The organism is Stenotrophomonas sp. GD03819, from assembly GCF_029841665.1.
In the GTDB taxonomy this organism is placed as follows: Bacteria; Pseudomonadota; Gammaproteobacteria; order Xanthomonadales; family Xanthomonadaceae; genus Stenotrophomonas; species Stenotrophomonas geniculata.
The window spans coordinates 20,903-47,413 of record NZ_JAOCEW010000018.1; the positions used below are offsets into that span (position 1 = coordinate 20,903).

Annotated in this window: 27 protein-coding genes; 6 read left to right on the plus strand and 21 right to left on the minus strand. The window is 67.3% G+C overall.

What is annotated here, in order from left to right; translation table 11 throughout:
- Window positions 1-262: 262 nt before the first annotated feature.
- From murU to N5D45_RS12270, 4 genes are all read right to left on the minus strand, one after another.
- Window positions 263-973: an N-acetylmuramate alpha-1-phosphate uridylyltransferase MurU gene (gene murU, locus N5D45_RS12255; RefSeq protein WP_057502950.1), complete on the minus strand. Its 711-nt coding sequence runs from the start codon at window positions 971-973 to the stop codon at window positions 263-265.
- Window positions 970-1,995 carry a phosphotransferase gene (locus N5D45_RS12260; protein ID WP_057502951.1) on the minus strand — a complete coding sequence of 342 codons (1,026 nt, stop codon included), beginning with the start codon at window positions 1,993-1,995 and terminating at the stop codon, window positions 970-972. The genes murU and N5D45_RS12260 overlap by 4 nt, the downstream gene beginning before the upstream one ends.
- 64 nt (window positions 1,996-2,059) lie before the next feature.
- Complete coding sequence (locus tag N5D45_RS12265; RefSeq protein ID WP_010483608.1) at window positions 2,060-2,329, minus strand: GlsB/YeaQ/YmgE family stress response membrane protein; 270 nt, start codon at window positions 2,327-2,329, stop codon at window positions 2,060-2,062.
- A gap of 70 nt (window positions 2,330-2,399) precedes the next feature.
- A complete protein-coding gene (locus tag N5D45_RS12270; RefSeq protein WP_010483606.1) occupies window positions 2,400-3,893 on the minus strand; it encodes a M20 family metallopeptidase in 1,494 nt (497 codons plus the stop codon).
- Window positions 3,894-4,094: 201 nt separating this feature from the next.
- Here N5D45_RS12270 and N5D45_RS12275 point away from each other — a divergent pair, with 201 nt between their 5' ends.
- From N5D45_RS12275 to N5D45_RS12290, 4 genes are all read left to right on the plus strand, one after another.
- Complete coding sequence (locus tag N5D45_RS12275) at window positions 4,095-4,421, plus strand: helix-hairpin-helix domain-containing protein (protein ID WP_064968329.1); 327 nt, start codon at window positions 4,095-4,097, stop codon at window positions 4,419-4,421.
- A gap of 352 nt (window positions 4,422-4,773) precedes the next feature.
- Complete coding sequence (locus tag N5D45_RS12280; RefSeq protein WP_057502953.1) at window positions 4,774-5,859, plus strand: L,D-transpeptidase; 1,086 nt, start codon at window positions 4,774-4,776, stop codon at window positions 5,857-5,859.
- A gap of 17 nt (window positions 5,860-5,876) precedes the next feature.
- Window positions 5,877-6,602: a murein L,D-transpeptidase catalytic domain family protein gene (locus tag N5D45_RS12285; RefSeq protein ID WP_057502954.1), complete on the plus strand. Its 726-nt coding sequence runs from the start codon at window positions 5,877-5,879 to the stop codon at window positions 6,600-6,602.
- A gap of 34 nt (window positions 6,603-6,636) precedes the next feature.
- On the plus strand, window positions 6,637-7,245 hold the full coding sequence (locus N5D45_RS12290) for a HutD family protein (protein WP_049413417.1): 609 nt from the start codon (window positions 6,637-6,639) through the stop codon (window positions 7,243-7,245).
- A gap of 111 nt (window positions 7,246-7,356) precedes the next feature.
- On the opposite strand, the gene N5D45_RS12295 is transcribed toward N5D45_RS12290, so the two are convergent.
- The 13 genes from N5D45_RS12295 to N5D45_RS12355 form a co-directional block, all read right to left on the minus strand.
- Window positions 7,357-8,961 carry a sulfite reductase subunit alpha gene (locus N5D45_RS12295; RefSeq protein ID WP_057502955.1) on the minus strand — a complete coding sequence of 535 codons (1,605 nt, stop codon included), beginning with the start codon at window positions 8,959-8,961 and terminating at the stop codon, window positions 7,357-7,359.
- Complete coding sequence (locus N5D45_RS12300; RefSeq protein ID WP_057502956.1) at window positions 8,958-9,929, minus strand: FAD:protein FMN transferase; 972 nt, start codon at window positions 9,927-9,929, stop codon at window positions 8,958-8,960. Before N5D45_RS12300 ends, N5D45_RS12295 begins: the two co-directional genes overlap by 4 nt.
- Window positions 9,930-9,983: 54 nt before the next feature.
- Window positions 9,984-10,787, minus strand: coding sequence for a DUF4198 domain-containing protein (locus N5D45_RS12305; protein WP_279939030.1), 804 nt, complete (start codon window positions 10,785-10,787; stop codon window positions 9,984-9,986).
- A gap of 73 nt (window positions 10,788-10,860) precedes the next feature.
- A complete protein-coding gene (locus N5D45_RS12310) occupies window positions 10,861-11,379 on the minus strand; it encodes a DUF2271 domain-containing protein (RefSeq protein ID WP_004147429.1) in 519 nt (172 codons plus the stop codon).
- A gap of 26 nt (window positions 11,380-11,405) precedes the next feature.
- Window positions 11,406-12,044, minus strand: a complete 639-nt coding sequence (locus N5D45_RS12315; RefSeq protein WP_010483588.1) for a PepSY-associated TM helix domain-containing protein — start codon at window positions 12,042-12,044, stop codon at window positions 11,406-11,408.
- A gap of 202 nt (window positions 12,045-12,246) precedes the next feature.
- On the minus strand, window positions 12,247-14,667 hold the full coding sequence (locus tag N5D45_RS12320; RefSeq protein WP_057502958.1) for a TonB-dependent receptor: 2,421 nt from the start codon (window positions 14,665-14,667) through the stop codon (window positions 12,247-12,249).
- Window positions 14,668-14,813: 146 nt separating this feature from the next.
- Window positions 14,814-15,224 carry a hypothetical protein gene (locus N5D45_RS12325; RefSeq protein ID WP_057502959.1) on the minus strand — a complete coding sequence of 137 codons (411 nt, stop codon included), beginning with the start codon at window positions 15,222-15,224 and terminating at the stop codon, window positions 14,814-14,816.
- A 164-nt stretch (window positions 15,225-15,388) separates the two neighbouring features.
- Window positions 15,389-16,066, minus strand: coding sequence for a Fe2+-dependent dioxygenase (locus tag N5D45_RS12330; protein ID WP_057502960.1), 678 nt, complete (start codon window positions 16,064-16,066; stop codon window positions 15,389-15,391).
- A gap of 10 nt (window positions 16,067-16,076) precedes the next feature.
- A complete protein-coding gene (locus N5D45_RS12335) occupies window positions 16,077-16,796 on the minus strand; it encodes a tetratricopeptide repeat protein (protein WP_057502961.1) in 720 nt (239 codons plus the stop codon).
- Between the two features lie 68 nt (window positions 16,797-16,864).
- Window positions 16,865-19,174 carry a TonB-dependent receptor gene (locus N5D45_RS12340; protein WP_057502975.1) on the minus strand — a complete coding sequence of 770 codons (2,310 nt, stop codon included), beginning with the start codon at window positions 19,172-19,174 and terminating at the stop codon, window positions 16,865-16,867.
- A gap of 150 nt (window positions 19,175-19,324) precedes the next feature.
- Window positions 19,325-19,729 (minus strand): hypothetical protein, encoded by a 405-nt coding sequence (locus N5D45_RS12345; RefSeq protein WP_057502962.1) that lies wholly within the window; start codon window positions 19,727-19,729, stop codon window positions 19,325-19,327.
- A gap of 205 nt (window positions 19,730-19,934) precedes the next feature.
- A complete protein-coding gene (locus N5D45_RS12350) occupies window positions 19,935-20,267 on the minus strand; it encodes a non-heme iron oxygenase ferredoxin subunit (RefSeq protein WP_010483575.1) in 333 nt (110 codons plus the stop codon).
- Complete coding sequence (locus N5D45_RS12355; protein WP_021202565.1) at window positions 20,264-20,803, minus strand: GNAT family N-acetyltransferase; 540 nt, start codon at window positions 20,801-20,803, stop codon at window positions 20,264-20,266. The genes N5D45_RS12350 and N5D45_RS12355 overlap by 4 nt, the downstream gene beginning before the upstream one ends.
- A gap of 206 nt (window positions 20,804-21,009) precedes the next feature.
- On the opposite strand from N5D45_RS12355, the gene N5D45_RS12360 reads away from it, so the two are divergent.
- Window positions 21,010-21,324 (plus strand): transposase, encoded by a 315-nt coding sequence (locus N5D45_RS12360; RefSeq protein ID WP_227199487.1) that lies wholly within the window; start codon window positions 21,010-21,012, stop codon window positions 21,322-21,324.
- Window positions 21,325-21,348: 24 nt separating this feature from the next.
- Window positions 21,349-21,660, plus strand: a complete 312-nt coding sequence (locus N5D45_RS12365; protein ID WP_227199488.1) for a hypothetical protein — start codon at window positions 21,349-21,351, stop codon at window positions 21,658-21,660.
- A 15-nt stretch (window positions 21,661-21,675) separates the two neighbouring features.
- On the opposite strand, the gene N5D45_RS12370 is transcribed toward N5D45_RS12365, so the two are convergent.
- The 4 genes from N5D45_RS12370 to sufB form a co-directional block, all read right to left on the minus strand.
- Window positions 21,676-22,932: a cysteine desulfurase gene (locus N5D45_RS12370; protein ID WP_057502963.1), complete on the minus strand. Its 1,257-nt coding sequence runs from the start codon at window positions 22,930-22,932 to the stop codon at window positions 21,676-21,678.
- Window positions 22,929-24,191: a Fe-S cluster assembly protein SufD gene (gene sufD, locus N5D45_RS12375; protein WP_057502964.1), complete on the minus strand. Its 1,263-nt coding sequence runs from the start codon at window positions 24,189-24,191 to the stop codon at window positions 22,929-22,931. The genes N5D45_RS12370 and sufD overlap by 4 nt, the downstream gene beginning before the upstream one ends.
- On the minus strand, window positions 24,191-24,955 hold the full coding sequence (sufC, locus tag N5D45_RS12380) for a Fe-S cluster assembly ATPase SufC (protein ID WP_019659403.1): 765 nt from the start codon (window positions 24,953-24,955) through the stop codon (window positions 24,191-24,193). The genes sufD and sufC overlap by 1 nt, the downstream gene beginning before the upstream one ends.
- Before the next feature lie 74 nt (window positions 24,956-25,029).
- Window positions 25,030-26,505, minus strand: a complete 1,476-nt coding sequence (sufB, locus tag N5D45_RS12385) for a Fe-S cluster assembly protein SufB (protein WP_005408435.1) — start codon at window positions 26,503-26,505, stop codon at window positions 25,030-25,032.
- Between the last annotated feature and the right edge of the window lie 6 nt (window positions 26,506-26,511).

Consider the following 26,511-nt stretch of genomic DNA (forward strand, 5'->3'; position numbering starts at 1 on the left):
GACTGCTGTTGGTGGGTGACGACCGTTGGCCGTCACCAGAGCGAGCGCAGCGAAGCGATCCGCTTTTGATTTTCTTTTTCTTTTCCGTGGCTGGACGCGCACGGAAACTGTCAGAGGCCGGTCGGGGTGGGCTGCGCAGGGGCGTGAGCCGCATGGATGCGGCGACCGAGCTTACATGGACGTACTTGCAGCGTCCCCTGCGCAGCCCACCCCGCCCGGCCAAGCAAGGCTTCTGCTCTCAAAACGTCCAGCCACGAGGGGCTCAGCCGTTCGCCGCCAACTCAACATCCAGCGCGCGCAGGCGATCCACGGTACCCACATCGGTCCAACGCCCGCGATGGTGCTGCCCCGTCATCAACCCCTGCGCCATGAAATGCTTCTGCAGCGGCACCACCGAGAACTTCGGCGGAACACGCTCGCTACCCGGCGCATCGCCGATCACCGTGCGCCAGTCGGCCACGATGGAGGGGCGATACACGCCGATGCCCGCGTAGGTCAGGCACGGCCCTTGGCGGTCGTGGTGCAGCAGGCCCTGCGCGTCCAGCCGGTAGTCGCCGTCCGGGTGCTGCGCGGGATTGTCGACCAGCACCAGGTGCGCCTGGCCCTGTGGTTCGCGCGGCAGCGTGGCGAAATCGAAATCAGTCCAGATGTCGCCGTTCACCACCAGGAACGGGGCGTCGCCCAGCACCGGCAGCCCGTTGAGGATGCCGCCGCCGGTTTCCAGCGGGGTCTGCCCTTCGTAAAGGAAATGCAGGCGCAGGCCCCATTGGCTGCCATCACCCAGCGTCGCTGGGAACTGCTCGGCCAGCCACGCGGTGTTGACCACTACCTCGCGCACACCGAGCGCCGCCAGGCGCTCCAGGTGCCAGACGATCAGTGGCTTGCCGGCTACTTCCAGCAGCGGCTTGGGCGTGTGCAGGGTCAGCGGGCGCATGCGCTCGCCGAGGCCGGCGGCAAAGACCAGCGCCTTCATCGGGCCACGCGCATCGGTGCGGCCAGTTCGGCAAGCGCCGGTTTGATGCGGTCGTCCAGCAGCTGCTGCAGCGGTGCCAGTTCGCGGTAACGCGGCAGCACTTCATCCAGGTAGTTGATGAAGCGCGGTGCGTCGTCCAGGTAATGGCCCTTGTTGTCGCGGTAGCGCAGGCGGCAGAACAGGCCGAGGATCTTCACGTGGCGCTGGATGCCCATCCAGTCGGCATCGCGCAGGAAGGTGGCGCGGTCGGGCACCGGCAGGCCGGCGTCGTGCGCGCGCTCGTGGTACTGCGCCAGCCACTCGTCCACGCGCTGCAGCGGCCAGCTCAGGAAGGCGTCCTTGAACAGGCTCACCGCGTCGTAGGCGATCGGGCCGCGCACCAGGTCCTGGAAATCCAGCACGGCGGGGCCGTCGTCGACCGGCATCAGGTTGCGCGGCATGTAGTCGCGATGGGTCATCAGCTGGGCCTGGCCCAGCGCGTTGTCCATCAGGCGGCGATGCACCAGCTGCAGGCCTTCGATCTCGCCGCAGTCCAGCTCCAGGTTCAGGTGGCGCTGCAGGAACCATTCGTCGAACAGGCCGGCATCACGCTGCAGCAGCGCTTCGCCGAACTGGCCGAAGTCGGCCGGCACCGGAATCGCCTGCAGGCGCAGCAGCTGTTCGATCGAACGGCCGAACCATTCATCGGCGTTGCGCTCGTCGAGGATCTTCGCCAGGGTCGGGCCGCCGAGATCTTCCAGCAGCAGGAAGCCGGCCTCCAGATCCTGTGCCAGCAGCGCGGGCACACGCAGGCCGTTGTCGTGCAGCAGGCCGCGCATGCGCAGCCACGGCCGCGGATCTTCCAGCCCCGGCGGGGCATCCATCACGATGTGGCTGCCACCGGTGCTGGTGGTGCGCCAGTAGCTGCGCATGCCGGCATCAACCGAGGCGCGTTCGACCACCGCGCTGGCATCATCGAGCTGGGTACGGGCCCACCGCAGGCGCTGCGCGCTGCGCTGGGGATCGGAGGCGGGTTCGGTCATGCAGGCATATCCGGGCGCGCCGGGCGCGCCAACGTCGGGAACAGGAAGGGAAGGGGATGCGGGCTCAGCGGCGGCCGCTGAACAGGCGCAGGACGGCCAGCACGGCCACCGCGCCCACCACCGCACCGAGGAAACCGGCCGGCTCACCGGGGGCGTACCAGCCCATGTACTGGCCAAACCAGCCGGCCAGCAGCGCACCGAGGATGCCCAGCACGATGGTCAGCAGGCAGCCCATGCGGTTGTTGCCGGGCATGAAGAAACGCCCGAGCAGGCCGACGAAGAAGCCGACCAGGATGATGTAGAGCCAGCTGCTGCTGCCGAACAGACCATTCATGCGCGCGATTTCCAGCAAGGGTGGACGCAGCCTAGCAAGGCCAGACTGCGTCCGTCACGGTGTGACGTAATCAGCAGCAGCCGTGGTCGCCGTGGCGGGTGCCACTGTCGGCAGCCACCGGCGAACCGCTGGTCTCGCCGCGCAGGCTGGCCGCGTAGTGCTCGCTGATCACCTTGGACACGCAGGCGGTGACCTTCTTGCCCATCGGGATGTGCAGGAACTCGTTCGGGCCGTGCGCGTTGGAGTGCGGGCCAAGCACGCCGGTGATCATGAACTGGGCGCCCGGGAACTTCTCACCCAGCATGCCCATGAACGGGATCGAGCCGCCTTCGCCCATGTACATCGCCGGCTTGCCGAAGAAGGCCTGGCTGGCGTCGTCGATGGCCTGGGTCAGCCACGGCGCCATGGCCGGGGCGTTCCAGCCGGTGGAGGCCTTTTCCAGATCCAGGGTGACCTGCGCGCCGTTCGGCGGATCGCGCAGCAGCGCTTCCTTCAGCAGCTCACCGCAGGTCTTGCCATCGGCGGTCGGCGGCAGGCGCAGCGACAGCTTCACCGAGGTCTGCGGGCGCAGCACGTTGCCGGCCGATTCCAATGCCGGCATGCCACCGACGCCGGTGACCGACAGCGCCGGGCGCCAGGTGCGGTTGAGCACCAGCTCGGTCAGGTCCTCGTTCATCGGACGCAGGCCGTCGACCATCGGGAACTTCTCGAAGATTTCGGTATCGACCACTTCGGCGGCGCGCTTGGCCTGTTCCTGGCGCTCGGCCGGAATTTCAACGTTCATGCCGTCGATCAGGATGCGGCCGGTGTCCTGGTCCTCGATGCGCGACAGCAGCTGGCGCAGCAGGCGGAAGCTGGACGGCACCACGCCGGAGGCATCGCCGGAATGCACGCCTTCGTTGAGCACCTTCACGGTGAAGTTGCCGCCGGTCAGGCCGCGCAGCGAGGTGGTGCACCACAGCTGGTCGTAGTTGGCGCAGCCCGAATCCAGGCAGACCACCAGCGACGGCTTGCCGATGCGGTCGGCCAGGTGGTCTACGTAGGCTGGCAGGTCGTAGCTGCCCGATTCTTCACAGGCTTCGATCAGCACCACGCAGCGGGCGTGCGGCAGGCCCTGGGCCTGCAGCGCCAGTACGGCGGCCAGCGAGCCGAAGATGGCGTAACCGTCGTCGGCGCCGCCGCGGCCATACAGCTTGTCGCCGCGCAGGACCGGGGTCCACGGGCCGAGGTCGTCGTCCCAGCCGGTCATTTCCGGCTGCTTGTCCAGGTGGCCGTAGAGCAGGATGGTGTCGTCGCCGGTTTCGGCGCCGGTAGCCGGAATTTCCAGGAAGATCAGCGGGGTACGGCCTTCCAGGCGCACCACTTCAACCTTCAGGCCGGGCAGCTGCTGGGCCTTGGCCCAGTTCTCCATCAGCGTGACCGCCTGTTCCATGTAGCCGTTCTGCACCCAATTGGCGTCGAACATCGGCGACTTGTTGGGAATGCGGATGTAGTCGACCAACTGCGGGACGATCTCGCTGTCCCACTTGTCATTGACGAATTGGCCGAGCTTGGCGCTGTCCATCTGAAACTCCGATTGCATGGGCTGTGATCGCGACATTCTACGCCTGTGCCGTGGGTAGGGTTTTTCCTACATCACGTCGGGTATTTGGCTGGCTTTTAGAAATCCAGGAAACCGATAGGCTGTGTGCATGTGGTGACGGACACTGTTCCTACCGACGGGATTGCCGGTCGGGACGGTCAGAACCACAAGGAGATACACGTCGTGCCTTGGAGTGTCGTGTTGAGGGCACTGGTGCTGGTCGTGTGGATCGCAGGGGCGCATGCCGCCGAACCGATCGACATCAACCGCGCCGATGCCCAGGCGCTGCAGCAGGGATTGACGATGGTCGGAGCCGCCAAGGCCGAGGCGATCGTCGAGCACCGGCGCAGACACGGCCCGTTTCATCGCGTCGAGGACCTGGCGCAGGTGAAGGGGATAGGGAAAGCAATCGTCGAACGGAATCGACAGCGGATCACCGTACGCAACAGGTTGTTGCCGGCGGATCCGGTACCCGGATCGGTACCGGTGCGAACCGTACCGAGGCGCTGACAGCAGGAATCGTCGGAACCGGCAGGAGGCTGGTTCACCGGTCACGGACAGGAAGGCCGTGACCACCGACCGCCGCAGGACGCGGCACCACTCACCAGGATGGTGGCATCACAGACCTGTGGAAGGGGCTGAGATACAAACAGGACAGACGCGGCCGCGTGCAGGATGCAACGCTACCCCCACAGCGCAGGATGCGAGGGGGCGGCAGCAGGCCGACAAGGACGTAACGATTGCCCGGTACGACACATGGCTGTGTCGCCGGGCAGTTTCATTTCCGGCGCCTGGTTTTGCCGCGGCCACCACGGGCCGATGGTGTACGGTGGCCGCTCTGCATGGAAAGGACCCCCGCTGGATGCTTCCGCACCGCCCCACGACCCTGATGCTCGCCCTTGCACTGGCCCTGCCGCTGCTGGCCCATGCCGCTGCGCCGACGCCGGCCGCCAAGCCTGCAGCTGCCGCTGTGGCCACCGCCGAGGTACGCGGACCGACCGACCTCAAGCCGGGCGAATACCTGTGGCATCCGGAAATCTCGCCGACCGGCCCGATCGTGCTGGTGGTCAGCCTTGATGAGCAGCGCGCCTATGTCTACCGCAACGGTATCGCCATCGGCCTGACCACGATCAGCTCGGGCAAGGCCGGGCACGAGACGCCGACCGGTGTGTTCACCATCCTGCAGAAGGACAAGGACCACAAGTCCAACCTCTACAACAGCGCGCCGATGCCGTACATGCAGCGGCTGACCTGGGACGGCATCGCCCTGCATGGCGGCAGCCTGCCCGGGCATCCGGCCTCGCACGGCTGCGTGCGCCTGCCGCAGGCCTTCGCGCAGAAGCTGTTCAGTGAAACCCAGCGCGGCGATACCGTGGTCGTGGCCGATGCCAAGAGCTCGCCGATGACCCTGGCCTATCCGTCGGTGCTGGCGCCGGTGAACGCGCGCGGCCAGGCCCTGCCGGAGACCGAGGGCGGAGCCCCGGCACAGGCCTGGTGGGACGACGCCGCGGCGCCGGCCGGGCAGGTCGGCATCCTGGTCAGCCTGCACGACCAGCGCCTGTACGTGCTGCGCGACGGCGTGATGATTGGCGAGTCGCCGCTGAAGGCCGACGCCTTGCCGGCCTTCCAGGGCACCACGCTGTTCGTGATGGGGCAGGGTTACAGCGACACCCCCAGCCCGCTGGACGTGAACCAGCGGCTGCACCAGTGGACGGCCTATCCGTTGCTGGGCCAGGACCGTGCCCAGGCCACGCCGGACCTGCTGGCCACGCCCTCGCTGCCGATGGCGCTGCCGACCGATTTCGCTCGCCAGCTGTACCAGGTGCTGGTGCCGGGCACGACCCTGCTGGTCACCTCGCTGCCGGCGGTCCGCCCAAGCCCGGCTGAATCCGGAATGCAGCCGGTCTTGGAATCCGAGCCGCCAGGGTCCACCCTCAAGGGCAACTGAGTCCCCTCGTTGTGCCCATGACTGCATCCCGCCTGTGCCGGCTGGCCGCGTTCGGCCTGCTGGCGACCTCGGCCAGCGCCCCGGCGCTGGCACAGACGCCCGCCCTCGCCACCTCTGCCGATGATCTGGCTGCCCTGCTGTCGCGCAGTGCGCCCAAGGCCGACCGCCACGTGCTGCAGCTGGCGGCGCACGCCATGCGCTGTGCGTTGCAGCGGCCGGAACTGGGCATCAAGGGTGATCGCCTCAGCGTGATCGATTACTCGCGCCCGTCCACCGAGCCGCGGCTGTGGGTGTTCGACCTGGCCCATCAGCGCCTGTTGTTCGAGGAATGGGTGGCGCATGGCCGCAACAGCGGCGAGAACCGCACCGAGCACTTCTCCAACCGCGACGGCAGTTTCATGTCCAGTCTCGGCGCGTTCACCGCGCAGGAGACCTACATGGGCGGCAATGGATATTCGCTGCGCCTGGCCGGCCTGGAACCGGGCTTCAATGACCGCGCGCGTGACCGAGCGATCGTCATCCATGGTGCGCCGTACGTGAACCCGGCTACCGCGCAGCTGCAGGGGCGGCTGGGACGCAGCCTGGGTTGCCCGGCGGTGCGGCTGTCGGTGGCCAAGCCGCTGATCGATGCGTTGCGTGGTGGCACGATGGTGTTTGCTTACTACCCCGACCAGGATTGGCTGAAGCACTCGCAGCTGCTGGCCGGCGGGTGCGGTGGCCAGGGCACGCTCGCCACGCGGTGATGCACGACGGCGCGCGGCATGATGCAATGCGCGGATGAACATCGACTCCCTGCTGCACACTCCGAGCCAGGTGATCTCCCGCCTGGACTACCGCCGCGAACGCTGGCGGAATGGACTTGGCTGGACCCGCGAGATCCTGCGCCTGCCTGCGCAGGGGGATGACTGGGCGCTGCGCCTGTCGGTGGCCGAGATCGAACAGGACGCCGCGTTCTCCGCCTTCCCCGGCGTGGAGCGCGAACTGGTACTGCTGCAGGGCAATGGCGTGCGCCTGCGCTTCGACGGTGGCCGCGTTGCCGAAGTCCTGCCGCCGCATGGACGGGTGCGCTTTGCCGGCGAGGAAACCCTGCACGGTGAACTGGTCGATGGCACCACCCACGACTTCAACCTGATGTGGAAGCGCGAGCTGCTGCAGGCCGAACTGCTGCACCGGCCGCTGGTGGGCGCGATGTTCTTCTTCTGCGAACCGGGCGTGGCCTGGGCGCTGCATCTGCTGTCCGGTCAGGCAGAGTTCGGTGCCGACAGCGGCCTGCCCGCGCTACGGGCCGGCGATACCGCGTGGTTGGCGGCCGGCGAACGTCAGCGGCACGCGTTGCAGGGCGGTGGCGAGTTGTTGGCGATACGGGTCAGTGCAGCAGCGGGATGATTCCTGGGCGCCGGTGGCTCAATCCACGCATGGCGTGGATCTACTGGGGTGTAGTTGCCATGCCTGGACACGCCGCGCAGTAGATCCACGCCATGCGTGGATGCGGCAACCTCAATACACATCGCGCCGGTAGCGACCGGCCAGCAACAGCGCTTCCTTGCCCGCAACACCCAGCACCTGCTCGATCACCGCATCCACCGCCGGGGCCATGCCCTGCAGGCTGCCGCAGACCAGGATCGTGGCGCCTTCATCCACCCACTGCCGCAGCGTTGCCGCTTCGGCCAGCAGCCGGTCCTGCACATAGCGATGCGCGCCGCCGTCGCGGCTGAACACGGCATCCAACCGCGCCAGTGAGCCGTCGGCCAGCATGGCCTGCAGTTCTTCACCGAAGTGGAAGTCGTGCGCGGCGGTGCGCTCACCGAACAGCAGCCAGGTCCGTCGTGCGCCACTGCGGATACGTTCGTGCAGATGCGCGCGCAGGCCGGCGATGCCGGTGCCGTTGCCGATCAGCAGCAGCGGTACATCGGCGGGCACGCCATGGAAATTGTCGTTGCGGCGCAGGCGCAGCTGCACCGGTTCGCCGATGGCCGCGTGGTCGCACAGCCAGCCGCTGCCGATGCCAGGCGTGCCGTCCGCGCGCAGCTGTCGGCGCAGCAGCAGCTCGACCGCACCGTCGGCCATCACCGAGGCAATCGAGTACTCGCGATGGGGCAGCGGTTGCAGGGTCGCCAGCAATGCGGGCAGATCACCCGGGGGAACCAATGAGGGCAGGTGCGAGCGCGCGACGCGTGCCAGCAACGTCTGCCCGTCATCCAGCACGGTATCCGCATCGAAGCGTTGTGCGTCCAGCCAGGCACGCACGGTGTGCGGTGCGTGCTGCGGGCCGATCTCGGCGATGTCACCGGCCTGCCACTGCGCATCTGCATCGGCCGGGGGCTGCAGGCGCAGCCAATACACGGGGCCGCCGGGGCTGCCCGGGTTCAGATGCTCACGTTGCAGCAGCGTCCACGGCTGGTACTCGGCCGGGCTCCAGTCGGGCAGTTCGCTGGCGCCGCCGCCGAGCTGGCCCAGCAACTGCTGCCAATGGCGCAGCGCGGCCGGATCGGCGTTGTCGACGTCGATCGCATCGAACAGCGGATGCGCACCGTGCTGGCGCAGCCACTGATCGAGCTGGTGGCCGAATCCGCAGAAGTGGCCGTAACTGCGGTCGCCCAGTGCGAGCACGCCGTACTGCAGGTGCTGCAGCGCAGGCGGTGAGGTCATCACGCCGCGCAGGAACGGCAGCGCATGATCGGGTGGGTCGCCTTCGCCAGTGGTGCTGGCGATGAACAATGCACGCTGGCTGTCGGCCAGTAGCGTGGCGTCGACCTCATGCAGGCCGCGCACACGCACCGGCACGCCGGCACCGCGCAATGCCTTGGCACTGCGTTCGGCCAGTTCGCGGGCAAAACCGGTCTGGCTGGACCAGACCATCAGGATCGGTGCGACGTCGCCACAGGCAGCATCGTCGCGCGGTCGCCCACGCCACCACAGTGCGGCGCAGGCCAGCGCATACAGCGCGGTGGCGATGATCGCAATCTGCGTTCGCCGTGCCGGCGGCGCGCCCTGCCACCAGGCTTCGCCGAGATGCAGTCGCAGCAACGCCCAGGCGATCAGCGCCAGCAGGAGCAGGGCCAGTGCGTTGCCGAGCCACGCGCGCGATGGACGTGCGCTCATGCGTCCTGCTCGTCGAGCAGGCGCTGGAAGGCGCTGCTGAGAAATTCCCGGGGGCCGTCTGCTGCACGCTGCAGGTAGCGTGCAGCCAGGCCTTCGCGTTCGGCCAGCGCCATGCCCTGTTCGTGGCCGAGCACGGTCAGTGCGGTGGCCCAGGCATCGGCGTGCATGGCGTCGTCCGCCACCACGGTGACCGCTGCGGCGACCTGCCGCACCGGTCTGCCAGAGCGCGGGTCCAGGCTGTGACTGTAAGCCTCGCCATCGGCCTGGTACTGGTGCCAGCGATCACCGGAGGTGGCCACCGCCTTGTCCTCCAGTGCCAGCACCCGCGGTGGTGTTTCGGTGTGCGCGTCTTCTTCCGGTGCGGACTCCACCAGCACGCGCCACGGCTGGCCGTCCGGTTTTCGGCCGTAGCCGGCCAGTTCGCCACCGACCTCGATCAGTGCAGCAGCGATGCCCTGATCGCGCAGCCAGGCGGCCACGTGATCGACGCCGAACCCCTTGGCGATCGCCGACAGATCCAGTTCCAGTCCGCCCGGTTGCAGCAGCGCATCGCTGCGCCATTGCAGGCGCTGCCAACCGCAGCGCTCGCGCGTGGCCCGCACGGTGGCGGCATCGGGTTGGCGGCGTTCGCCGGCATGTGCACCGAAACCCCACAGTGCCACCAACGGGCCGACGGTGGGATCGAATGCACCATCGCTGGCGGCGGCGATGGCCTGTGCGCAGGCCAGCACCTGGCGGGTCTCAGCCGGCAGCGCGCACCATTGGCCAGCGTTGGCGCGGTTGTAGCGGCTCAGGTCCGAGCCGGGCTCCCAGGTGCTCATCTGCGCGACCACCTCGTCCAGCCGCGCCTGGATGCCGACATGCAGCGGGTGCAGGTCGCGCTGGCGCGGCGCGACCAGCGACACGCTCCAGGTGGTGCCCATGGTGATGCCACCGAGGCGGGCGATGTCGAGCTGGGGATCGGTCATGGTGGTGTGCTGCAGATGCGATACCGGGGCTGCCCGGCATCGCGGTCCACGTCATTACTGCGGCAGCACTTCCAGCGTGGCCACGTAGCTCAGGCGGCGCTTGGCGGCCTGCTTCACCGAGGTCTTGTTGTCCTCGGTGCCGGTTTCCAGCCAGTACATGCCAGCTTCCGGCCAGCTCACCTTGATCTCGCCCTTGGCATCGCTGGTGACCTTCAGTTCGTCCTGCGCGTTGCGGTAGCGGGTGGCGCCACGCACGATCTCGAACTCCAGGCCGGCGGTCGGCTTGCCGTCGACCAGCACGCGGAAGGTGGCTTCCTCGCCGGCGAACAGGTCGTTCGGGTGGCCGACGGCGACCAGCTCGATGCCACGGTTGGTGGGCTTGAGCGCGGTGTCGTTCGGCGCACCGTTGGTGACGAAGGTCTCCACGCGGCCGACCGACTGGCTCACTTCCAGCTTCTTTGCGTCCTTGGGCAGTTCGCCGAAGGTGGCGACGCTGCCGCGCCAGCGCTTGCGCTCGCCGTTCTGCTCGTAGGTGGCGAACAGGCCGTCATTGACCGACGCGATGCGGTAGGTGCCCGGCTGCTTCAGTTCGATGTCGAACACGCTGCGGTACTTGCCGGTGGAGGCGTTCTGCGGCTGCACGGTGCTGCCGTCCGGCGCGGTGATCACCAGCGATTCCAGGCGCAGCGGCACGTGGTTGAAATAGAACAGGTCGTTGGAGACCGCACCGTCGACGGTGATCCACGGCGCGTTGCCGGCGATCACGGTCTGCGAGGGCAGCAGCCAGGCCTTGTGGGCCAGGGCGGAGAAGGGAAGGGCAGCGGCCAGGGCGGCGGCGAGGACGAGCGTGCGCTTCATGCGGAGGACTCCAGTGGATGCGGGTGATGCGGCAAGGAAGAGGGGGCTACGACTTGATCCCCTCCGTCCCCTCTCAGGGTTTGACGGCGAGGGTGACCTGGCCCAGTTCGGTGGCGCCCTGCGCCTTGCCGTTCTGTGCGGCGGTGGCCGGCCAGGTGAAGGGAATCTTCAGCAGTTCACGGCCGCCGACTTCGCGCACCGCTTCCACCACCAGGGTGTAGTTGCCCGGGGCCAGCTGCTTCAGTGCCGGCTGCTTGTCGTTGAACGACAGCGCGTGCTTGCCGGCCGGGCGGGTCGGGCCGGTCACGCCGTCCACCGGCACCTGCAGGGTGCGGCCGCTCTTGCGCCACCACTGGCGCAGGTCGGGCAGCCACTTGGTGCCATGGCCTTCGCTGTTGCTGGTCTGCTGGTACCAGACCGACAGGTTGGCCGCGACCTTCTGGTCGGCGCCTTCCAGCCACACCGCCACGTACGGGCGGTGGTACTCGGCCACGTTGAGCTTGGGCACTTCGACGTTGATGTCGAGCGTGGTGGCATAGGCCGGCGAAGTGGCCAGCAGGCCGCTGAGGGCGATGGTCAGGGTGACGCGCATGGGGCGGCTCCAGGAACGAAGGAAAGTCAGTGGATCAGCAGCAGGGCGATCAGCAGCGGGATCATCAGGCCGAGGCCGACCAGCGGCCAGGTCATGCGCCGCTGCCGCGCATGCAGGTGCAGCAGGAACAGGCCGGTGATGCAGAACACCAGGCAGGCCACGGCGAACAGGTCCAGGAACCAGCCCCACGCCGGGCCGGCATTGCGGCCCTTGTGCAGGTCGTTGAGGTAGGACACCGCGCCGCGCGAGGTTGATTCGTATTCCACCGCGCCGGTCTGGCGATCGATGCTCAGCCAGGCATCGCCACCGGGGCGCGGCAGCGACAGGTAGATCTCTTCGGCCGACCATTCGGCCGGGCGGCCGCCAATGGCGATGCCCAGCTGCGTATCCAGCCATTGCCGCGCCGGGCGCGGGATCGGCGCGTTGCCGTCTTCGCGGGTGCCCAGTTGGCCCAGCAGTTCGGCCGGCAGCTCCAGATGCTGGTTCTGCACCTCGGGCTTGGCCTCGATCTTCGCGGCATGGTTGAGGGTCAGGCCGGTCACCGCGAACAGCAGCATGCCGATCAGGCACACCGCCGAGCTGATCCAGTGCCACTGGTGCAGCGTCCGCAGCCAGAAGCCACGGTTCTGTTGCTGCTGCACGGTGGAAGAGGCAGGACGGCTCACGGCACGGTTCGGGGCGGACGGGGACTGCCCATTACATCATTGATGAGAATAGCTCGCAATTGCGTGTCGTTCTGTATCCCGGAGGGGGCTTTAGCGGTTGCCGGCCAGCGGCCGGCACTACCGCAGGATTGGTAGATCCACGCCATGCGTGGATGAAGCGGTGCCGACCAAGGTTGGCACCCACCAAGGCGGTGCGCGGCGATCAGAACTTCGCGTTCAACGAAATCCAGTAGCTGCGGCGCTGGTCCTTGGTCGCGTAGTCGTCCACGCAGCTGAACTCGCTGGGATTGAGCAGCAGGCACGACTGCGAGACGAAGTCCTTGTCGAACAGGTTGTTGACCCGTGCGTTGACCGTCAGCCACGGCGTGGCCTTCCAGCTGCCGCCCAGGTGGAAGATCGTGTAGTCCTCGTAATAGCGCACGTGGCGGGTGCCGGCACTGTCGATGAGGGTGTCGCGATAGCGGTCGTAGCGGCCTTCGCCGATCAGCGACAGGCTGACCGCTTCGTTGATCTGCCAGTTGAGGCTGGCGTTGGCCATGTGTTTTGCCGGCGTGGTACCCGAGATCGGGCGTCCCTTGTCGGGGCCGCTGGTCTGCTCGCTCTTGGTCCAGGTGTAGTTGCCGCGCAGCTGCAGGGTGTCGAGCAGGTCGACATGCGCGGCCAGTTCGGCGCCGCGGGTCTCGGCCTTGTCGATGTTCACGCTCTGGGTGAAGGTGCTGTAGCCCAGTGCTGCCCAGCCTGGGCCGATGTCCACGCAGTAGCCGCTGCCGGCGCGGGCCACTTCGCAGTTGGGGAAGGTGCCGCCGCTGGCGATCTTGTCCTCGAATTTGTTGAAGAAGCCGGTCACGTTGAAGCCCCAGCGCTGGCCCTCGTAGTAGGCGGCCAACTCGTAGTTGGTGCTGGTTTCAGGCTTCAGGTTCGGCGAACCCACCAGCGGCAGCACGCCCTGGCCACCGAAGCCGGTGATGCCCGGGAACAGCTGGTCCGGACGCGGGGTCTTGTAGCCGGTGCTGACGCCGCCCTTGAAGGTCCACGCGTCGCTGGCGTTCCACACCAGGTAGCCGCGCGGGCTGACGTGGCTGCCGAACACGTTGTGGTCGTCGTAGCGCAGGCCGAAGGTGGCGGTGAGGCTATCGGTCAACGCCCAGTTGTCCTCGGCGAACAGCGCCCACATGCGGTGCTTCTGCTTGGTGTTGCTGCGATAACCGGCGCCATCCATGCCGAACACGCCATCGATCATGTCGGTGTCGTTGTACTGGCCGCCGACGGTCAGCTTGTGCGCGCCGAAGTCGAGGTCGAGCATCGTGTCGAGCACGTAGCCTTCCAATTCCATGGTGCGCAGCGGGCGCGGCAGGAACGCCTGCAGGCGCGCCATCTCGCTGGGATTGAGTGCGGTCAGCGCATTGCCGCGGCCGGCCGCACAGTTGTTGGCGGCACCGGTGCGGCGGCAGACGTCATTCCACAGCGTCTGCAGGTTGGCGCGCTCGTCCAGGGTCAGCGGCAGCGAGCGGCCGAGGTTGCTGCTCTTGCTGTAGGTCAGCGAGGTCTGCCAGGTGCCGAAGCTGTAACGGCCCTGGTGGGTCAACGACAGCTGGTCGCGCTCGTAGCGCTGGTAGGCGGTGTAGCCCACGCGCGGCTGCACCACGCGGCGGGTGACGGTGCCGCTGCCGTTCGGGTTGGGGATGACCGCGTTGCCGACGCGCCAGAGGCTGGCCAGGCTGTCCAGCGTGCCGGTCTGTCCTTCGCTGTTGTCGTACTTCTGCCGCGACACGTCGTAGTCCAGCCACAGTTCGTGATCGTCGTTGACGCGGAAATCCAGGCGTACGCCAGTGTTCCAGTTGGTGTTGGCCACCGACTTGCCACCGCCGCCGAAGCCGATGCTGCGCTCCCACAGGCTGCCGTCGGGCAGGGTCAGTGCATCCCACTCCGGATTGGAGGCCTTGGCGTCGTAGTAGCTGCCGCGCACCGCCAGGCTGAGGCGGTCCTTCAGCAGCGGGCCGCTGAGGTACAGGTCGGTGGTGCGTGCATCACCGAACTGGTCATCCTGCTGCACGGTGAAGCCCTGGGTCACGGCGCCGTGCCAGCTGTCCTGGTTGCGTCGGGTGATGATGTTGATGACGCCACCCATCGCGTCCGAGCCATACAGCGTGGACATCGGGCCGCGCACCACTTCGATGCGTTCGATCGCGTCCAGCGGCGGCAGGTAGGCGAACTGGCCGCCACCGAAGTTGTTCGGATACAGCTGGCCGACATTGCTCTGGCGGCGGCCGTCGATCAGCACCAGGGTGTACTCGGACGGCAGGCCGCGCATGGAGATGGTGGCGCGGCCGTTCTTGTCGCTGGCCTCCAGGCCGACATCGATGCCTTCGACGTCGCGCAGCGCGTCGACCAGGTTGGTGTAGGGGCGCTTGCTCAGTTCTTCGCGACTGACCACGCTGATGCTGGCCGGTGCATCGACCACCTTCTGCTCGAAGCCGGAGGCGGTGACCACCACTTTGTCCAGCGTCTGCGGCGCGCCGGAAGCGTCACCGTGGGCGAAGGCAGGGGCGGCCATGGCCGCCAGCACGGCGCTGGTCAGCAGGGTACGGGGCAGGGACGAACGGACACGATGGCGCTGGGCCATGGCAGTAACCTCGAAGGATGCAGGGTGGTGCAATGCCAGGCGCGAGTGGCGCGGCATGCACGGGGAGGCCCGGTCAGGGGCGGCAGGGATGAAGCAGGCAGCGGTGCGCTGACGCGACCGCGCGGGCGGTCACGCAGGGCCGTGGATCAGGCGAGCGGCGGCGCCTGGCCGCGTTGCTGGCGGCGCCCGGGTGCGTCGGCCCAGGGCGTGTCCGGAGCGGCCAGTGGCCAATCCGGGCGCACACCGGGCATGGCCGGCGTAGCGGGTACGAGTTCACGTTCGGTACGCAGCCACTGGCTGGCCAGCAGCAGCGGCGGGTGTGCCTTCTCGGCTGATTTCACCGGAGCGGCAGCACAGCGACGCAGCTTGGCCGGGGCTTCTTCCTGCAGGGGCGCTTCGCCGCCGCGCTCTTCCAGCGGCGGCTGCACTGCCTGCGCGGCGTTGCCGGCGTGGGCCTGTGGAAGCAGCGGCAGAGTACCCATCAGCAGTACCAGCATCGCCACCCACGCCAGCAGGCTGGCCAGCGCAGGACGCTGGCCGCGCATGGCGGTGCCCATCTTGCGATGGATGAGTGGGCGAGGGCGAAGCGGGCGCAGCAAGCAGGGGTCCCCAAGGGTCTGCCGGCAGCGGCCGGCATCAACGGGGCGTGATTGTAATGAGAGCCGTTAGCTGTTGCAAATGAGAATGATTGCCAAAATGTCGCAGGCTGGCCAGATGGGGCTCAGACTTCGCTCCAGCGCCGCAAAAGGTTGTGGTACACGCCGGTCAGCTGCAGGGTCGCCTCGGCGTCGCCGCCGGTCTGCCGCAGGCGCTCGATCGAGCCGTCCATTTCCCACAGCAGGCGGCGCTGCACATCGTCGCGGACCATGCTCTGCACCCAGAAGAACGAGGCCACGCGCGCGCCGGCGGTGACGGGGCGCACCTGGTGCAGGCTGCTGGACGGGTAGACGATCAGGTCGCCGGCGGGCAGCTTCACTTCGTGCTCGCCGTAGGTGTCGCTGATGATCAGTTCGCCGCCCTCGTACTCGTCCGGCGCCGAGAGGAACAGGGTGCAGGAGATGTCCGAACGCAGCTGTTCGCCGTTGGCCAGGTTCATCACCGCGCCGTCGACGTGGAAACCATAGGTGCCGCCGCCGCTGTAGCGGTTGAAGCGCGGTGGCAGGTACTTCAGTGGCAGCGCGGCGCTGAAGAACAGCGGATGCCGGGCCAGCGCGACGAGGATGATCTCGCCCAGTTCGCGGCGCAGCGGTGAGGCCTCGGGCAGCTGCTGGTTGTGCTTGGCCTGCGCGCCCAGATGGCCGACGGTCTCGCGGCCATCGGTCCAGTCGGCGGCATCCAGCCGGCGGCGGAAGTCGGCCACCTGGTCGGCGCTGAGAATGTCGGGGATGTGCAGCAGCATGCGGGACTCCTCAGAGGGACGGCGGTGCGACCAGGGCGCGCACCTGTGGATGCGGCGATGCGGCCAGTTCCGGCACGAGGTGCGCCATGAACGCCGGGCTGCCGTGGGCCAGTGCAAGCCGCAGCCAGCGCACGGCCTGATCGACGTGGCCGGCCTGCAGCAGGATCGAGGCGTAGTTGGCCTGGCCGCGGAAATCACCGGCCTCGGCCGCGCGCTGGTACCAGTCCAGCGCCGCCTGCGGATCGCGCTCGATCTCCAGTCCGTCTTCGAGGTGGCGGGCCAGCAGGTTCATCGATTTGGCGTGGCCCAGGTGCGCGGCGCGCGTGTACAGCGCCAGCGCCTGCGCGCGGTCCTGGGCCACGCCGCGGCCGGTGGCCAGCAGGTTGGCCAGGTTGTAGAGACCCCAGTCCAGGCCGGTATCGGCGGCGCGCCGGTACCAGACGGCTGCCAGCATCGGGTCGGCGACGGTGCCCTGGCCCAGTTCGTGGCAGCGGCCAAGCATGTTCATCGCCATCGGCGCGCCGTTGTTGGCGGCGGTTTCGTACCAGAGCAGTGCCGCCGAGGCGTCCTGTGCGGTGCCTTTGCCTTCCATGTGCATCTGCGCGAGCAGCAGTTGTGCCTCGACCTGCCCGGCCTGCGCAGCGTCGCGCACGCGTGCGAACGCGGCTGCCGGGTCGTGCTGCAGCAGTTCGGCCAGGGCGTCGCTGTCGATGGGGGTAAGGGTCGCCATGGGGTGAGTATCGCCGGAAACAAAAACGGCGGCAGGAGAGCCTGCCGCCGTGGTGGAGCGAAGTTACATCAGAACTTCACGTTCAGTGCCAGGGTGGCCGAGCGACCCGGGGCGATGCTCGCGTAGTGCGAGGCATAGGCCTTGGTGAAGTAGGTCTTGTCGGTCAGGTTCTGCACGTTGAGCTGCAGGCTGATGTTGTCCTGGATCGCGTAGCTGGCCATCGCGTCGAAGCGGGTGTAGCTGGCAATCCACTTGGTGTTGGCCACATCACCGTACTGCTTGTCCGAGTAGAACGCACCAGCGCCGATGGTCAGGCCGATCGGGAAGCGGTAGGTGGTCCACAGGTTGGCGCTGTGCTTGGCGGTGTTCGGGAACACGTTGCCGTTGTTCGGCGACGGCACGTAGACGTTGGACGGGCAGGTGCGGCCCACCGGTGCGCCACAGACAAAGCCATTGTCCTTCAGCTCGGAATCGAGGTAGGTGTAGCCGCCGTACAGGCTCCAGGCGTCGGTCAACTGGCCGTTGAAGCCCAGCTCGAAACCGTTGATCTCTTTCTTGCCGGCGTTCTGGCTGGTGCCGTTGTCGATGGTCACACGTGCGTTGTTCATCACGGTGTGGAAGATCGCGGCGGTCAGGTTCAGGCGGTTGTCGAGCAGGTCCCACTTGGTGCCGAGTTCGAGGTTCCTGGTGTCCTGCGGCTTGAGGTCGGCCACCAGCCCGGTCAGGCCGTCGGAGCCATCGCCACCGTCCATGCCCGGCGGGGTCGAGGAGGTGCCCCAGGACAGGTAGATGCTGCCGTTGGCCACCGGCTTGAACACTACGCCGGCCTGGTAGTTCACGAAGTCGTTGTCGTTGCGCAGGCGGGTCGGCGCCGCGTTGAGCACCGGCGTGGTCAGCGTGGTGCTGTAGTCGTCATAACGCAGGCCAACGTTGAAGCTCCACTGTGCATTGAGCTCGATGGTGTCGAACAGATAGGCGGACTTGGTCTTGGTGCGCTGTTCAACGTCCAGCGCCTTGTTGCTGCGGTAGACGATCTGACCGGCCGCCCACGGATCGTTCGGGTTCGGATTGTTGAAGTCGGTGCAGTTGTAATTGGTGGCAGCGCCGGACGCCGTGCATCGCGAACTGTTGGCAGCGAGGGGTTCCAGCGGGTTGGCGGTGCCCGGCGTCATCTGGTAGCTGCCACGGGTCATCTTCTCGTCGCTGTATTCCACACCGGCGCTGTAGCTGTGCTTGAGCGCGCCGGTCTGGAAGGCGCCGGTCAGGCCCAGCTGGTCCGCGAAGCTCTTGACGTCGACGGCGCGGCTGTTGGTGCGGCGCCACAGGGTGCCGTAGTTGTTCGGGTTGCCCTTGCTGTCGTCCGGCTGGGTCCACAGGTAGTCGTTGCTGGTGTTGCCCAGGCGCGCGATGTTGCGCAGCTTGTGGCCGCCGAAATCGTAGCTGGCGTCCAGGGTGCTGATATCGGCGCGGGTACGCTGGAAATCACGGTCGACCAGGCCGTAGTAGTTGTTGCGGTCCGGCACCATCGGGCGGCCATCACCGTTCTTGGCCACGTTCGGGCCGCTGGTGAACGGGTTGTTGTACGGGAAACCACCCGCGTCCGGCAGGTCATCGCTCTGCATGTGGTAGTGGCTGGCGATCAGCTGCGCCGGGCCGTTCAGGCCGAACGCGATCGACGGCGCGATGCCCCAACGGCTGACGTTGGCGGCGTCGCGGCCGGCGATGTCCGATTCGTGCTTCATCAGGTTCAGGCGGGCGGCGATGCCATCGCCCAGCACGTAGTTGGCGTCCACGGTGCCGCGTGCGTAGCTGTCGGTGCCGATGCCCATGCTGGCGCTGGTCTCGTTCTTCAGCTTCGGCGTCTTGCTCACCAGGTTCAGGCTGCCACCACCGGAGTCACGGCCGCCGTAGGCCGAGCTCGGGCCCTTGACGACTTCCACCTGCTCCAGGTCGAAGATCTCGCGGGTCTGCGAGCCGACGTCGCGCAGGCCGTCGACGAACACGTTGCTCTGCGAATCGAAGCCACGGATGAAGGGGCGGTCACCGGTCGGGTTGCCGCCTTCGCCGGCACCGAAGGTGATACCCGGGACCATGCGCAGCGCATCCTGCAGGTTGGTCGCACCGGTTTCGGCGATCAGCTTTTCCGACACGATCGACACCGACTTCGGGGTGTCCAGCAGCTCGGCGGTGAACTTCGGCGAGGACGGATTGAACCAGCTGCCGCGCACCTGCACCTTGTCCAGGTCGGTGGCGTTGCGGGAGCTGGCATCGGCGCTGTCGGCGGCCTGTGCGGCCAGCGGTGCGAAGCCGGCGGCCAGGGTGGCGGTAGCGAGCAGGGAAACGCGCGGGGCGTGCTTGCGGGACGTGATGTGGGTCATGGTCTGGGTGGCGGTGGCTTGGATCAGAAAAGGGCGCGGGCCGAAGCGCAGGCAGCGCGACGACATGTAGAAGGCGGTATCTGTAGAGCCGAGCCGACGCTCGGCTGGCAGGAAACGTAAACAGGCGCACGGCAAAAGCCGCAGGGCGCCTCAGCTGGCGTGCGGTGCGGGCGGTGCGTGGCCGGGGTTCAACCGCAGTGCGGGATCGTGCAGCTGCCAGCGCAGGGCGTTGGAGCGCCACAGCGGAACATGCGCGACCAGGGCGGCGCGCGGGGGAGCCAGTCCGGTACAGGGCGTGGTGCCCTCGCCATCCAGCGGCGGCTCCGGTGCTGGCGCGGCAGGGTGCGGGCACTCGTCCGCCGGCGGGGCCGGCATCGGCATGACCTGCTGCAGATCATCAGCGTGTGCCTGCCAGCCGTGGGCAGCCGGGTTGTTGCCGCGCCCTTCGTGCAATGCCGACCAGCCCAGCAGCAGCGTCAGCAGCACGACCACAAGCAGCGGCCACCCTTGACGGGCAAGCTGGCACAGCGTGGCGGTGGGCGCGGGCGAAGCCATGGCGCGGGGGCAGAGTCGTTACGAAGATGTTACGTAGAATAACATCAACGATAATGATTCGCATGTGCGGTGCGTGGCGGCCCCCCGAGGCGGCCACGGGGCGCCCTGGAAGGGGCCTCATGGCCTTCCGGTAGATCCACCCCATGGGTGTGAATGCTCTCTGCCGGGGCGCCCCGTGGATGACCTCTCCGGGCGGAGTGCCGCCTCAATCCCGGTCGTCGCGGGTCCAGATGGCGTCGTGCTCGCGCTTCACCGGAAACTTGGGCACAGGGCTGTAGGCCGGCGCGCACAGCGCGCGCCCGTCACGCACGTCGAAGCGCGCGCCGTGCAGCACGCACTCCACGCTGCCTTCGGTCGTGTTGAACTCGCCGGAGGACAGTTCGAACTCTTCATGCGTGCACTGGTCTTCCAGTGCGTACAGCTCGCCGTCGAGGTTGAACACCACGATCGGCGTGCCGGTCACCTCGTCGAACACACTCTTCATTTCGCCCGGCAACAGCTCGGCGCCGGCACAGACAAAGGTCCAGGCCTCGCTCACGCGACGGCTCCGGTCAGCGGCTTTTCCAGGATCTCGAAGCGCAGGTCGTCGCGCTTTGGAATGCCGAAACGCTCGTCGCCATACGGGAACGGCTTCTTGATGCCGGTGCGGCTGTAGCCGCGACGCTCGTAGAAGGCGATCAGTTCGTCGCGCACGTCGATCACCGTCATCTGCATCACCGGCACGTTCCATTCGCGTGCGGCGTGCGCTTCGGCGGCGTCCATCAGCTGCTTGCCGACGCCGCCGCCCTGCTGGGCCGGATCGACCGAGAACATGCCGAAGTAGCCCTTGCCGTCGACATCGGCGACATGGGCGCAGGCCACCAGCTGATCCCCGCGCTCGGCCAGCAGAATGGTGGAGCGCGGGCGGTCCAGGTCGGCCTGGATGCCTTCGGCGTCGATGCGGGCGCCGTCCAGCAGGTCGGCTTCGGTGGTCCAGCCGACGCGGCTGGCGTCACCCCGGTAGGCCGAGGTGACCAGGGCGATCAGGGCGGGGATGTCGGCCGGCGTGGCGGCGCGGAAGGTCAGGGTGCTCATGGGCCCATTTTAGTTGGGCCGTGGGTGGGCGCAAATGGGGGAGGAGGCAGATCCCTTTCGCAACGCGGAGGAGCTCTGCCCCCGGTATCTACCGACTCAACGGAAGGCCATGGACCGACTGGCACAGGCGCGGAATCGGCAGATGCTCGGGGTCAGATTCCTTTGCGCAGCGAAGGGCTCTGACCCCCTGCTACCAGGTGCAGCCCATGCCGAGGCCACGACGGGTCGATGCGCCCGGATATCCGCAACATGTCGTCCAGCGCGGCAACAATCGTCAGCCCGTATTCTTTACGGATGGCGACCGCGTCGCCTACCTGCGCCTGCTGTGTCATCACGCGGACCAGCAGTATTGCCGGGTTCACGCCTATGTGTTGATGAGCAATCACATTCACCTGCTGGTGACGCCTGATGCATCCGGCGGGTTGTCCCGGATGATGCAGGCAGTAAATCGCGCCTACGTTCGGCGGGTGAATGAACGACAGCAACGTTCGGGAACCCTGTGGGAAGGGCGTTTCCATTGAACGCTGGTCGACACCGATCAGTACGTGCTTGCCTGCCAGCGCTACATTGAACTCAACCCGGTCCGTGCGGGAATAGTGGCGCGCCCAGGGGACTATCGCTGGTCGAGCTATCGGGCCAATGCGTGTGGCAAACCCAATGCGCTGCTCGAGCCGCACTCGGCATTTGAGCTGATGGCTTCTGATGCTGATGAACGGCGTAGGCGCTATGTGGAGTTCATCAAGACGGGTATTCCGGCGGGCGATCTGCTGGCGATCCGGCGGGCATTGCAGTCGCAACGGCGGCTTTCGGGAATGCTGATGGGGTCAGAGCCCTTTCGCGATGCGAAAGGGCTCTGACCCCGATGTGCTGTGTTACCCCAGCAGCTTCCGCACCTTGGTCAGTGCGGTCATGAACCGCTCGATCTCGGCATGCGTGTTGTAGAACGCCAGCGAGGCACGGCAGGTAGCCGCGACGCCGAAGTACTGCAGCAGCGGGTGTGCGCAGTGCTGACCCGAGCGCACGGCCACGCCTTCCAGATCCAGAAGGGTGGCCAGATCGTGCGCGTGCGCGCCATCGATCAGGAACGAGACCACCGCAGCCTTCTCCGGCGCTTCGCCGATGATGCGCAGGCCGTCGACGCGGCGCAGCTCTTCGGTGAAGTGCGCCAGCAGTTCGGCTTCGCGTGCTTCCACGTTCTCCTGCCCAAGCTGCTGCAGGTAGTCGGCAGCCACACCCAGGCCGATGAAACCGGCGATGTTCGGGGTGCCGGCTTCGAACTTGTGCGGGGCATCGTTGAACACGGTGCCGTCGAAGCTGACTTCCTTGATCATCTCGCCGCCACCGAGGAACGGCGGCATCGCATCCAGATGCTCGCGGCGCGCCCACAAGGCGCCGGTGCCGGTCGGGCCGCACATCTTGTGGCCGGTGATGGCGTAGAAGTCGCAGCCGATCGCGGCGACGTCGACCTTGCGGTGCGGCACCGCCTGCGAGCCATCGACCACGGTGATGATGCCGCGCTTGCGCGCTTCGCGGCAGATCTCGCGCACCGGGTTGACCGTGCCCAGCACGTTGGAGACGTGGGTGACGGCCAGCAGCTTGACCTCCGGGGTCATCGCCGCGCGCAGCGCATCCAGATCGAGTGCGCCGTCAGGCGTGATCTCGGCCACGCGGATGGTGGCGCCGGTACGCTGCGCGACCAGCTGCCACGGCACAATGTTGGCGTGGTGCTCCATGCGCGTGATCAGGATCACGTCACCGGCCTTCAGCCGCGGCAGCGCCCACGAGTAGGCCACCAGGTTGATGGCGAAGGTGGTGCCGCTGCACAGCACCAGGTCGCTGGGGCGCACGTTGAGGAAGCGTGCCAGCGTGTTGCGTGCGCCTTCGTAGGCGTCGGTGGCTTCGCTGCCCAGTGCATGCACCGCGCGGCTGACGTTGGCGTTGTAGCGGCGGTAGAACTCGTCCACCGCGCCGATCACCTGCACCGGCTTCTGGCCGGTATTGGCATTGTCGAAATAGACCAGCGGCTTGCCGTGTACTTCACGCATCAGCAGCGGGAAGTCGAGGCGGACGCGGTCCCAGTCGGGGGCGCCGGCGCGTTCTTCGATCGGGCGCGGCGTGGACAGGTTCATGCCACACCTGCCTCGGCCAGCGCCTTGTCCAGGCGGCGTGCCAGCTGCGCACGCAGTGCGTCCGGCAGGATCTTCAGCGGCTCGTGGCAGAACGCGGCGCTCAGCAGTGCCTGCGCCTGTGCCTGCGGCAGGCCGCGCGAGCGCAGGTAGAACAGCGCATTGGCGTCGAGCTGGCCGACGGTCGCGCCATGCGCGGCCTTCACTTCATCGGCGTCGATCACCAGCGTTGGCTGGGTGTCGATCTCGGCATCGGCCGACAACAGCAGGTTCTTGTTGGACAGGTTCGCGTCGGTGCCATCGGCGCCTTCGCGGATCTGGATGCCACCATGGAACACCACGCGGCTGCGGTTGGCGGCGACGCCGCGCCACAGCAGTTCGCAGGCGGTATCGCGTGCGATGTGGTCGATACCCAGGCGGGTTTCGACGTGGCGGCGGCCATTGCCAAGCAGCACGCCGTTGGCGGTCAGCTGGGCATTGTCGCCTTCCAGGCGCACGTTCAGTTCATGGCGGCTGAGCGCGGCGCCCAGTTCCAGGTCCACGCGGTGGTACTGCGCGTCGCGGGCCAGCACGGCGTCGGTGCGCAGGAAGCTGGTCTGGCGCGCGCTGCCGGCCTGCACGCGGGCGTGCTTGAGCACGGCATCGCGAGCGACGTGGGCATGCAGCACGGTGTTGTCCAGGTGGGCGGAGTCACCCACGCTGAAGCGGTGCTCGACCACGCCCAGGCTGGCGCCGGCACGCAGTTCGATCAGGTGGCGGTGATGCCAGGCCAGGTCGGTGTCGCCGGCGACGCTGGCGAATACCAGCTGCAGCGGCGTTTCGACCTGCACGCCTTCATCCACGCGCAGCACCACGCCTTCATCGGCCAGCGCGGCATTCAGGCGGGCGAAGATCTCCTCGCTGCGCTCGTAGCGGCGGCCGAGGAAACGCACGGCATCTTCGCCAGCGGCCAGTGCGACCGACAGCGGCTGCAGCTGCACGCCGGCCGGCAAGGCCTGCACGTCGCTCAGCGCGGCATCCAGACGGCCGTTGACGAACACCAGGCGCGGCGCCGGGATGTCTTCCAGCAGGGCGGCGTCCAGCGCCGGGCCCTGCAGCGGTGCCGCAGCGAACGCACGGCGTTCCAGCTGGCGCAGCGAGGTGTACTTCCAGGCTTCGTTGCGGGCGGCCGGCAGGCCGTCACGCAGGGCCGCATCCAGCACTTCGCGGCGCGCATCGCTGCCGCAGAAGGCCTGGGCCATCGAATCAAGCAGGGCGCTCATCAGACCGCCGCCTCGGGCACGACCCGGTCCTTCAGGAAATCATAGCCGTGCGCTTCCAGCTCCAGTGCCAGCTCCGGGCCGCCACTTTTGACGATGCGGCCATCTGCCAGCACGTGCACCACGTCCGGCTTGATGTAGTCCAGCAGGCGCTGGTAGTGGGTGATGACCAGGAACGAGCGATCAGCAGCGCGCAGTGCGTTGACACCATCGGCCACGCTCTTCAGTGCATCGATGTCCAGGCCCGAGTCGGTTTCGTCCAGGATCGCCAGCTTCGGTTCCAGCACGGCCAGCTGGAAGATCTCGTTGCGCTTCTTCTCGCCACCGGAGAAGCCTTCGTTGACGCCACGGTGCAGCAGTTCGTCCTTCAGGTGCAGCACGGCCAGCTTCTGGCGCACCAGCTTGAGGAACTGCATGGAATCGAGTTCTTCCTCGCCGCGTGCCTTGCGCTGGGCGTTCAGTGCCGCGCGCAGGAAGTAGGTGTTGTTCACGCCCGGGATTTCCACCGGGTACTGGAACGCCAGGAACAGGCCGGCGGCGGCGCGCGCTTCCGGGTCCTGGTCGAGCAGGTCGACGCCGTCGAACTGCACGCTGCCTTCGGTCACTTCGTAGCCGTCGCGGCCGGCCAGGACATTGCCCAGGGTGGACTTGCCGGCGCCGTTCGGGCCCATGATGGCGTGCACCTGGCCCGGCTGGACGTCCAGCGACAGGCCCTTGAGGATTTCCTTGTCGCCGATGCGGGCGTGGAGGTTTTCGATCTTCAGCATGGTGGGGATTTCCGTGGGGCGGGCCGCGGCCCGCCGGTAAAGAGAATGCGTTTGCGAGGGGCAGGGGCGGGCGGTCAGCCCACCGAACCTTCCAGCGAGACTTCCAGCAGCTTCTTGGCTTCCACCGCGAACTCCATCGGCAGTTCGCGGAACACCTGCTTGCAGAAGCCGTCGACGATCATCGACACCGCGTCTTCCTGGCTGATGCCACGGGCGCGGCAGTAGAACAGCTGGTCGTCGGAGATCTTGGAGGTGGTGGCCTCGTGCTCGACGGTGGCGCCCGGGTTCTTCACCTCGATGTAGGGGAAGGTGTGCGCGCCGCACTGCTTGCCGATCAGCAGCGAATCGCACTGGGTGTAGTTGCGCGCGCCATCGGCATTGCGGTCCACACGCACCAGGCCGCGGTAGGTGTTCTGGCCGCGGCCGGCGCTGATGCCCTTGCTGACGATCTTGCTCTTGGTGCGCTTGCCAACGTGGATCATCTTGGTGCCGGTGTCGGCCTGCTGGCGGTGATGGGTCAGCGCCACCGAGTGGAACTCACCGACCGAGTCGTCGCCCAGCAGCACGCAGGACGGGTACTTCCAGGTGATCGCCGAGCCGGTTTCGACCTGGGTCCAGGTGACCTTGCTGCGCGCGCCACGGCATTCGGCACGCTTGGTGACGAAGTTGTAGATGCCGCCGACGCCGTTCTCGTCGCCCGGGTACCAGTTCTGCACGGTGGAATACTTGATCTCCGCATCTTCCAGCGCGACCAGCTCGACCACGGCGGCGTGCAGCTGGTTCTCGTCGCGCATCGGCGCGGTGCAGCCTTCCAGGTAGGACACGTAGGCCTTGTCCTCGCACACGATCAGGGTGCGCTCGAACTGGCCGGTATGGCCGGCATTGATGCGGAAGTACGTGCTCAGTTCCATCGGGCAGCGCACGCCCTTGGGAATGAACACGAAGCTGCCATCGGAGAACACTGCCGAGTTGAGCGCGGCGAAGTAGTTGTCGCCCACCGGCACCACGGTGCCCAGGTACTGGCGGACCAGCTCCGGGTGCTCCTTGATGGCCTCGGACATCGAGCAGAAGATGATGCCCTTCTCGGCCAGTTCCTTGCGGAAGGTGGTACCGACCGACACCGAGTCGAACACCGCATCCACCGCCACGCCGGCCAGCTTGGCGCGCTCGTGCAGCGGCACGCCCAGCTTGTCGTAGGTGTCCAGAAGCTCCTTGGGCACGTCATCCAGCGAGGCGTACTTCGGGCCCTTCGGCGCGGAGTAGTAGCTGAGCGCCTGCAGGTCGATCGGGGCGATCTCCAGCTTGGCCCAGTCCGGCATCGGCATGGTCAGGAAGTGGCGGTAGGCGTCCAGGCGCCACTGCGTCATCCACTCCGGCTCGTCCTTCTTGGCCGACAGGGCACGGATGGTGTCCTCGTCCAGGCCCGGCGGCAGGGAGTCCGACTCGATCTCGGTGATGAAGCCGGCCGAATACTTGCGGCCGAGCTGCTCGTGGATCTCGCGGTTGGGGGTGTCGTCGTGGGCGACGTTTTCGATGGTTTCGGTGGCCATGGGGGG

Bases quoted from the DNA above. Each gene is read 5' to 3' on its own strand.
- murU (WP_057502950.1), bottom strand. From the start codon at position 973: ATGAAGGCGCTGGTCTTTGCCGCCGGCCTCGGCGAGCGCATGCGCCCG.
- N5D45_RS12260 (WP_057502951.1), bottom strand. From the start codon at position 1,995: ATGACCGAACCCGCCTCCGATCCCCAGCGCAGCGCGCAGCGCCTGCGG.
- N5D45_RS12265 (WP_010483608.1), bottom strand. From the start codon at position 2,329: ATGAATGGTCTGTTCGGCAGCAGCAGCTGGCTCTACATCATCCTGGTC.
- N5D45_RS12270 (WP_010483606.1), bottom strand. From the start codon at position 3,893: ATGGACAGCGCCAAGCTCGGCCAATTCGTCAATGACAAGTGGGACAGC.
- N5D45_RS12280 (WP_057502953.1), top strand. From the start codon at position 4,774: ATGCTTCCGCACCGCCCCACGACCCTGATGCTCGCCCTTGCACTGGCC.
- N5D45_RS12285 (WP_057502954.1), top strand. From the start codon at position 5,877: ATGACTGCATCCCGCCTGTGCCGGCTGGCCGCGTTCGGCCTGCTGGCG.
- N5D45_RS12290 (WP_049413417.1), top strand. From the start codon at position 6,637: ATGAACATCGACTCCCTGCTGCACACTCCGAGCCAGGTGATCTCCCGC.
- N5D45_RS12295 (WP_057502955.1), bottom strand. From the start codon at position 8,961: ATGAGCGCACGTCCATCGCGCGCGTGGCTCGGCAACGCACTGGCCCTG.
- N5D45_RS12300 (WP_057502956.1), bottom strand. From the start codon at position 9,929: ATGACCGATCCCCAGCTCGACATCGCCCGCCTCGGTGGCATCACCATG.
- N5D45_RS12305 (WP_279939030.1), bottom strand. From the start codon at position 10,787: ATGAAGCGCACGCTCGTCCTCGCCGCCGCCCTGGCCGCTGCCCTTCCC.
- N5D45_RS12310 (WP_004147429.1), bottom strand. From the start codon at position 11,379: ATGCGCGTCACCCTGACCATCGCCCTCAGCGGCCTGCTGGCCACTTCG.
- N5D45_RS12320 (WP_057502958.1), bottom strand. From the start codon at position 14,667: ATGGCCCAGCGCCATCGTGTCCGTTCGTCCCTGCCCCGTACCCTGCTG.
- N5D45_RS12325 (WP_057502959.1), bottom strand. From the start codon at position 15,224: ATGGGCACCGCCATGCGCGGCCAGCGTCCTGCGCTGGCCAGCCTGCTG.
- N5D45_RS12330 (WP_057502960.1), bottom strand. From the start codon at position 16,066: ATGCTGCTGCACATCCCCGACATTCTCAGCGCCGACCAGGTGGCCGAC.
- N5D45_RS12335 (WP_057502961.1), bottom strand. From the start codon at position 16,796: ATGGCGACCCTTACCCCCATCGACAGCGACGCCCTGGCCGAACTGCTG.
- N5D45_RS12340 (WP_057502975.1), bottom strand. From the start codon at position 19,174: ATGACCCACATCACGTCCCGCAAGCACGCCCCGCGCGTTTCCCTGCTC.
- N5D45_RS12345 (WP_057502962.1), bottom strand. From the start codon at position 19,729: ATGGCTTCGCCCGCGCCCACCGCCACGCTGTGCCAGCTTGCCCGTCAA.
- N5D45_RS12355 (WP_021202565.1), bottom strand. From the start codon at position 20,803: ATGAGCACCCTGACCTTCCGCGCCGCCACGCCGGCCGACATCCCCGCC.
- N5D45_RS12360 (WP_227199487.1), top strand. From the start codon at position 21,010: ATGCCGAGGCCACGACGGGTCGATGCGCCCGGATATCCGCAACATGTC.
- N5D45_RS12370 (WP_057502963.1), bottom strand. From the start codon at position 22,932: ATGAACCTGTCCACGCCGCGCCCGATCGAAGAACGCGCCGGCGCCCCC.
- sufD (WP_057502964.1), bottom strand. From the start codon at position 24,191: ATGAGCGCCCTGCTTGATTCGATGGCCCAGGCCTTCTGCGGCAGCGAT.
- sufC (WP_019659403.1), bottom strand. From the start codon at position 24,955: ATGCTGAAGATCGAAAACCTCCACGCCCGCATCGGCGACAAGGAAATC.
- sufB (WP_005408435.1), bottom strand. From the start codon at position 26,505: ATGGCCACCGAAACCATCGAAAACGTCGCCCACGACGACACCCCCAAC.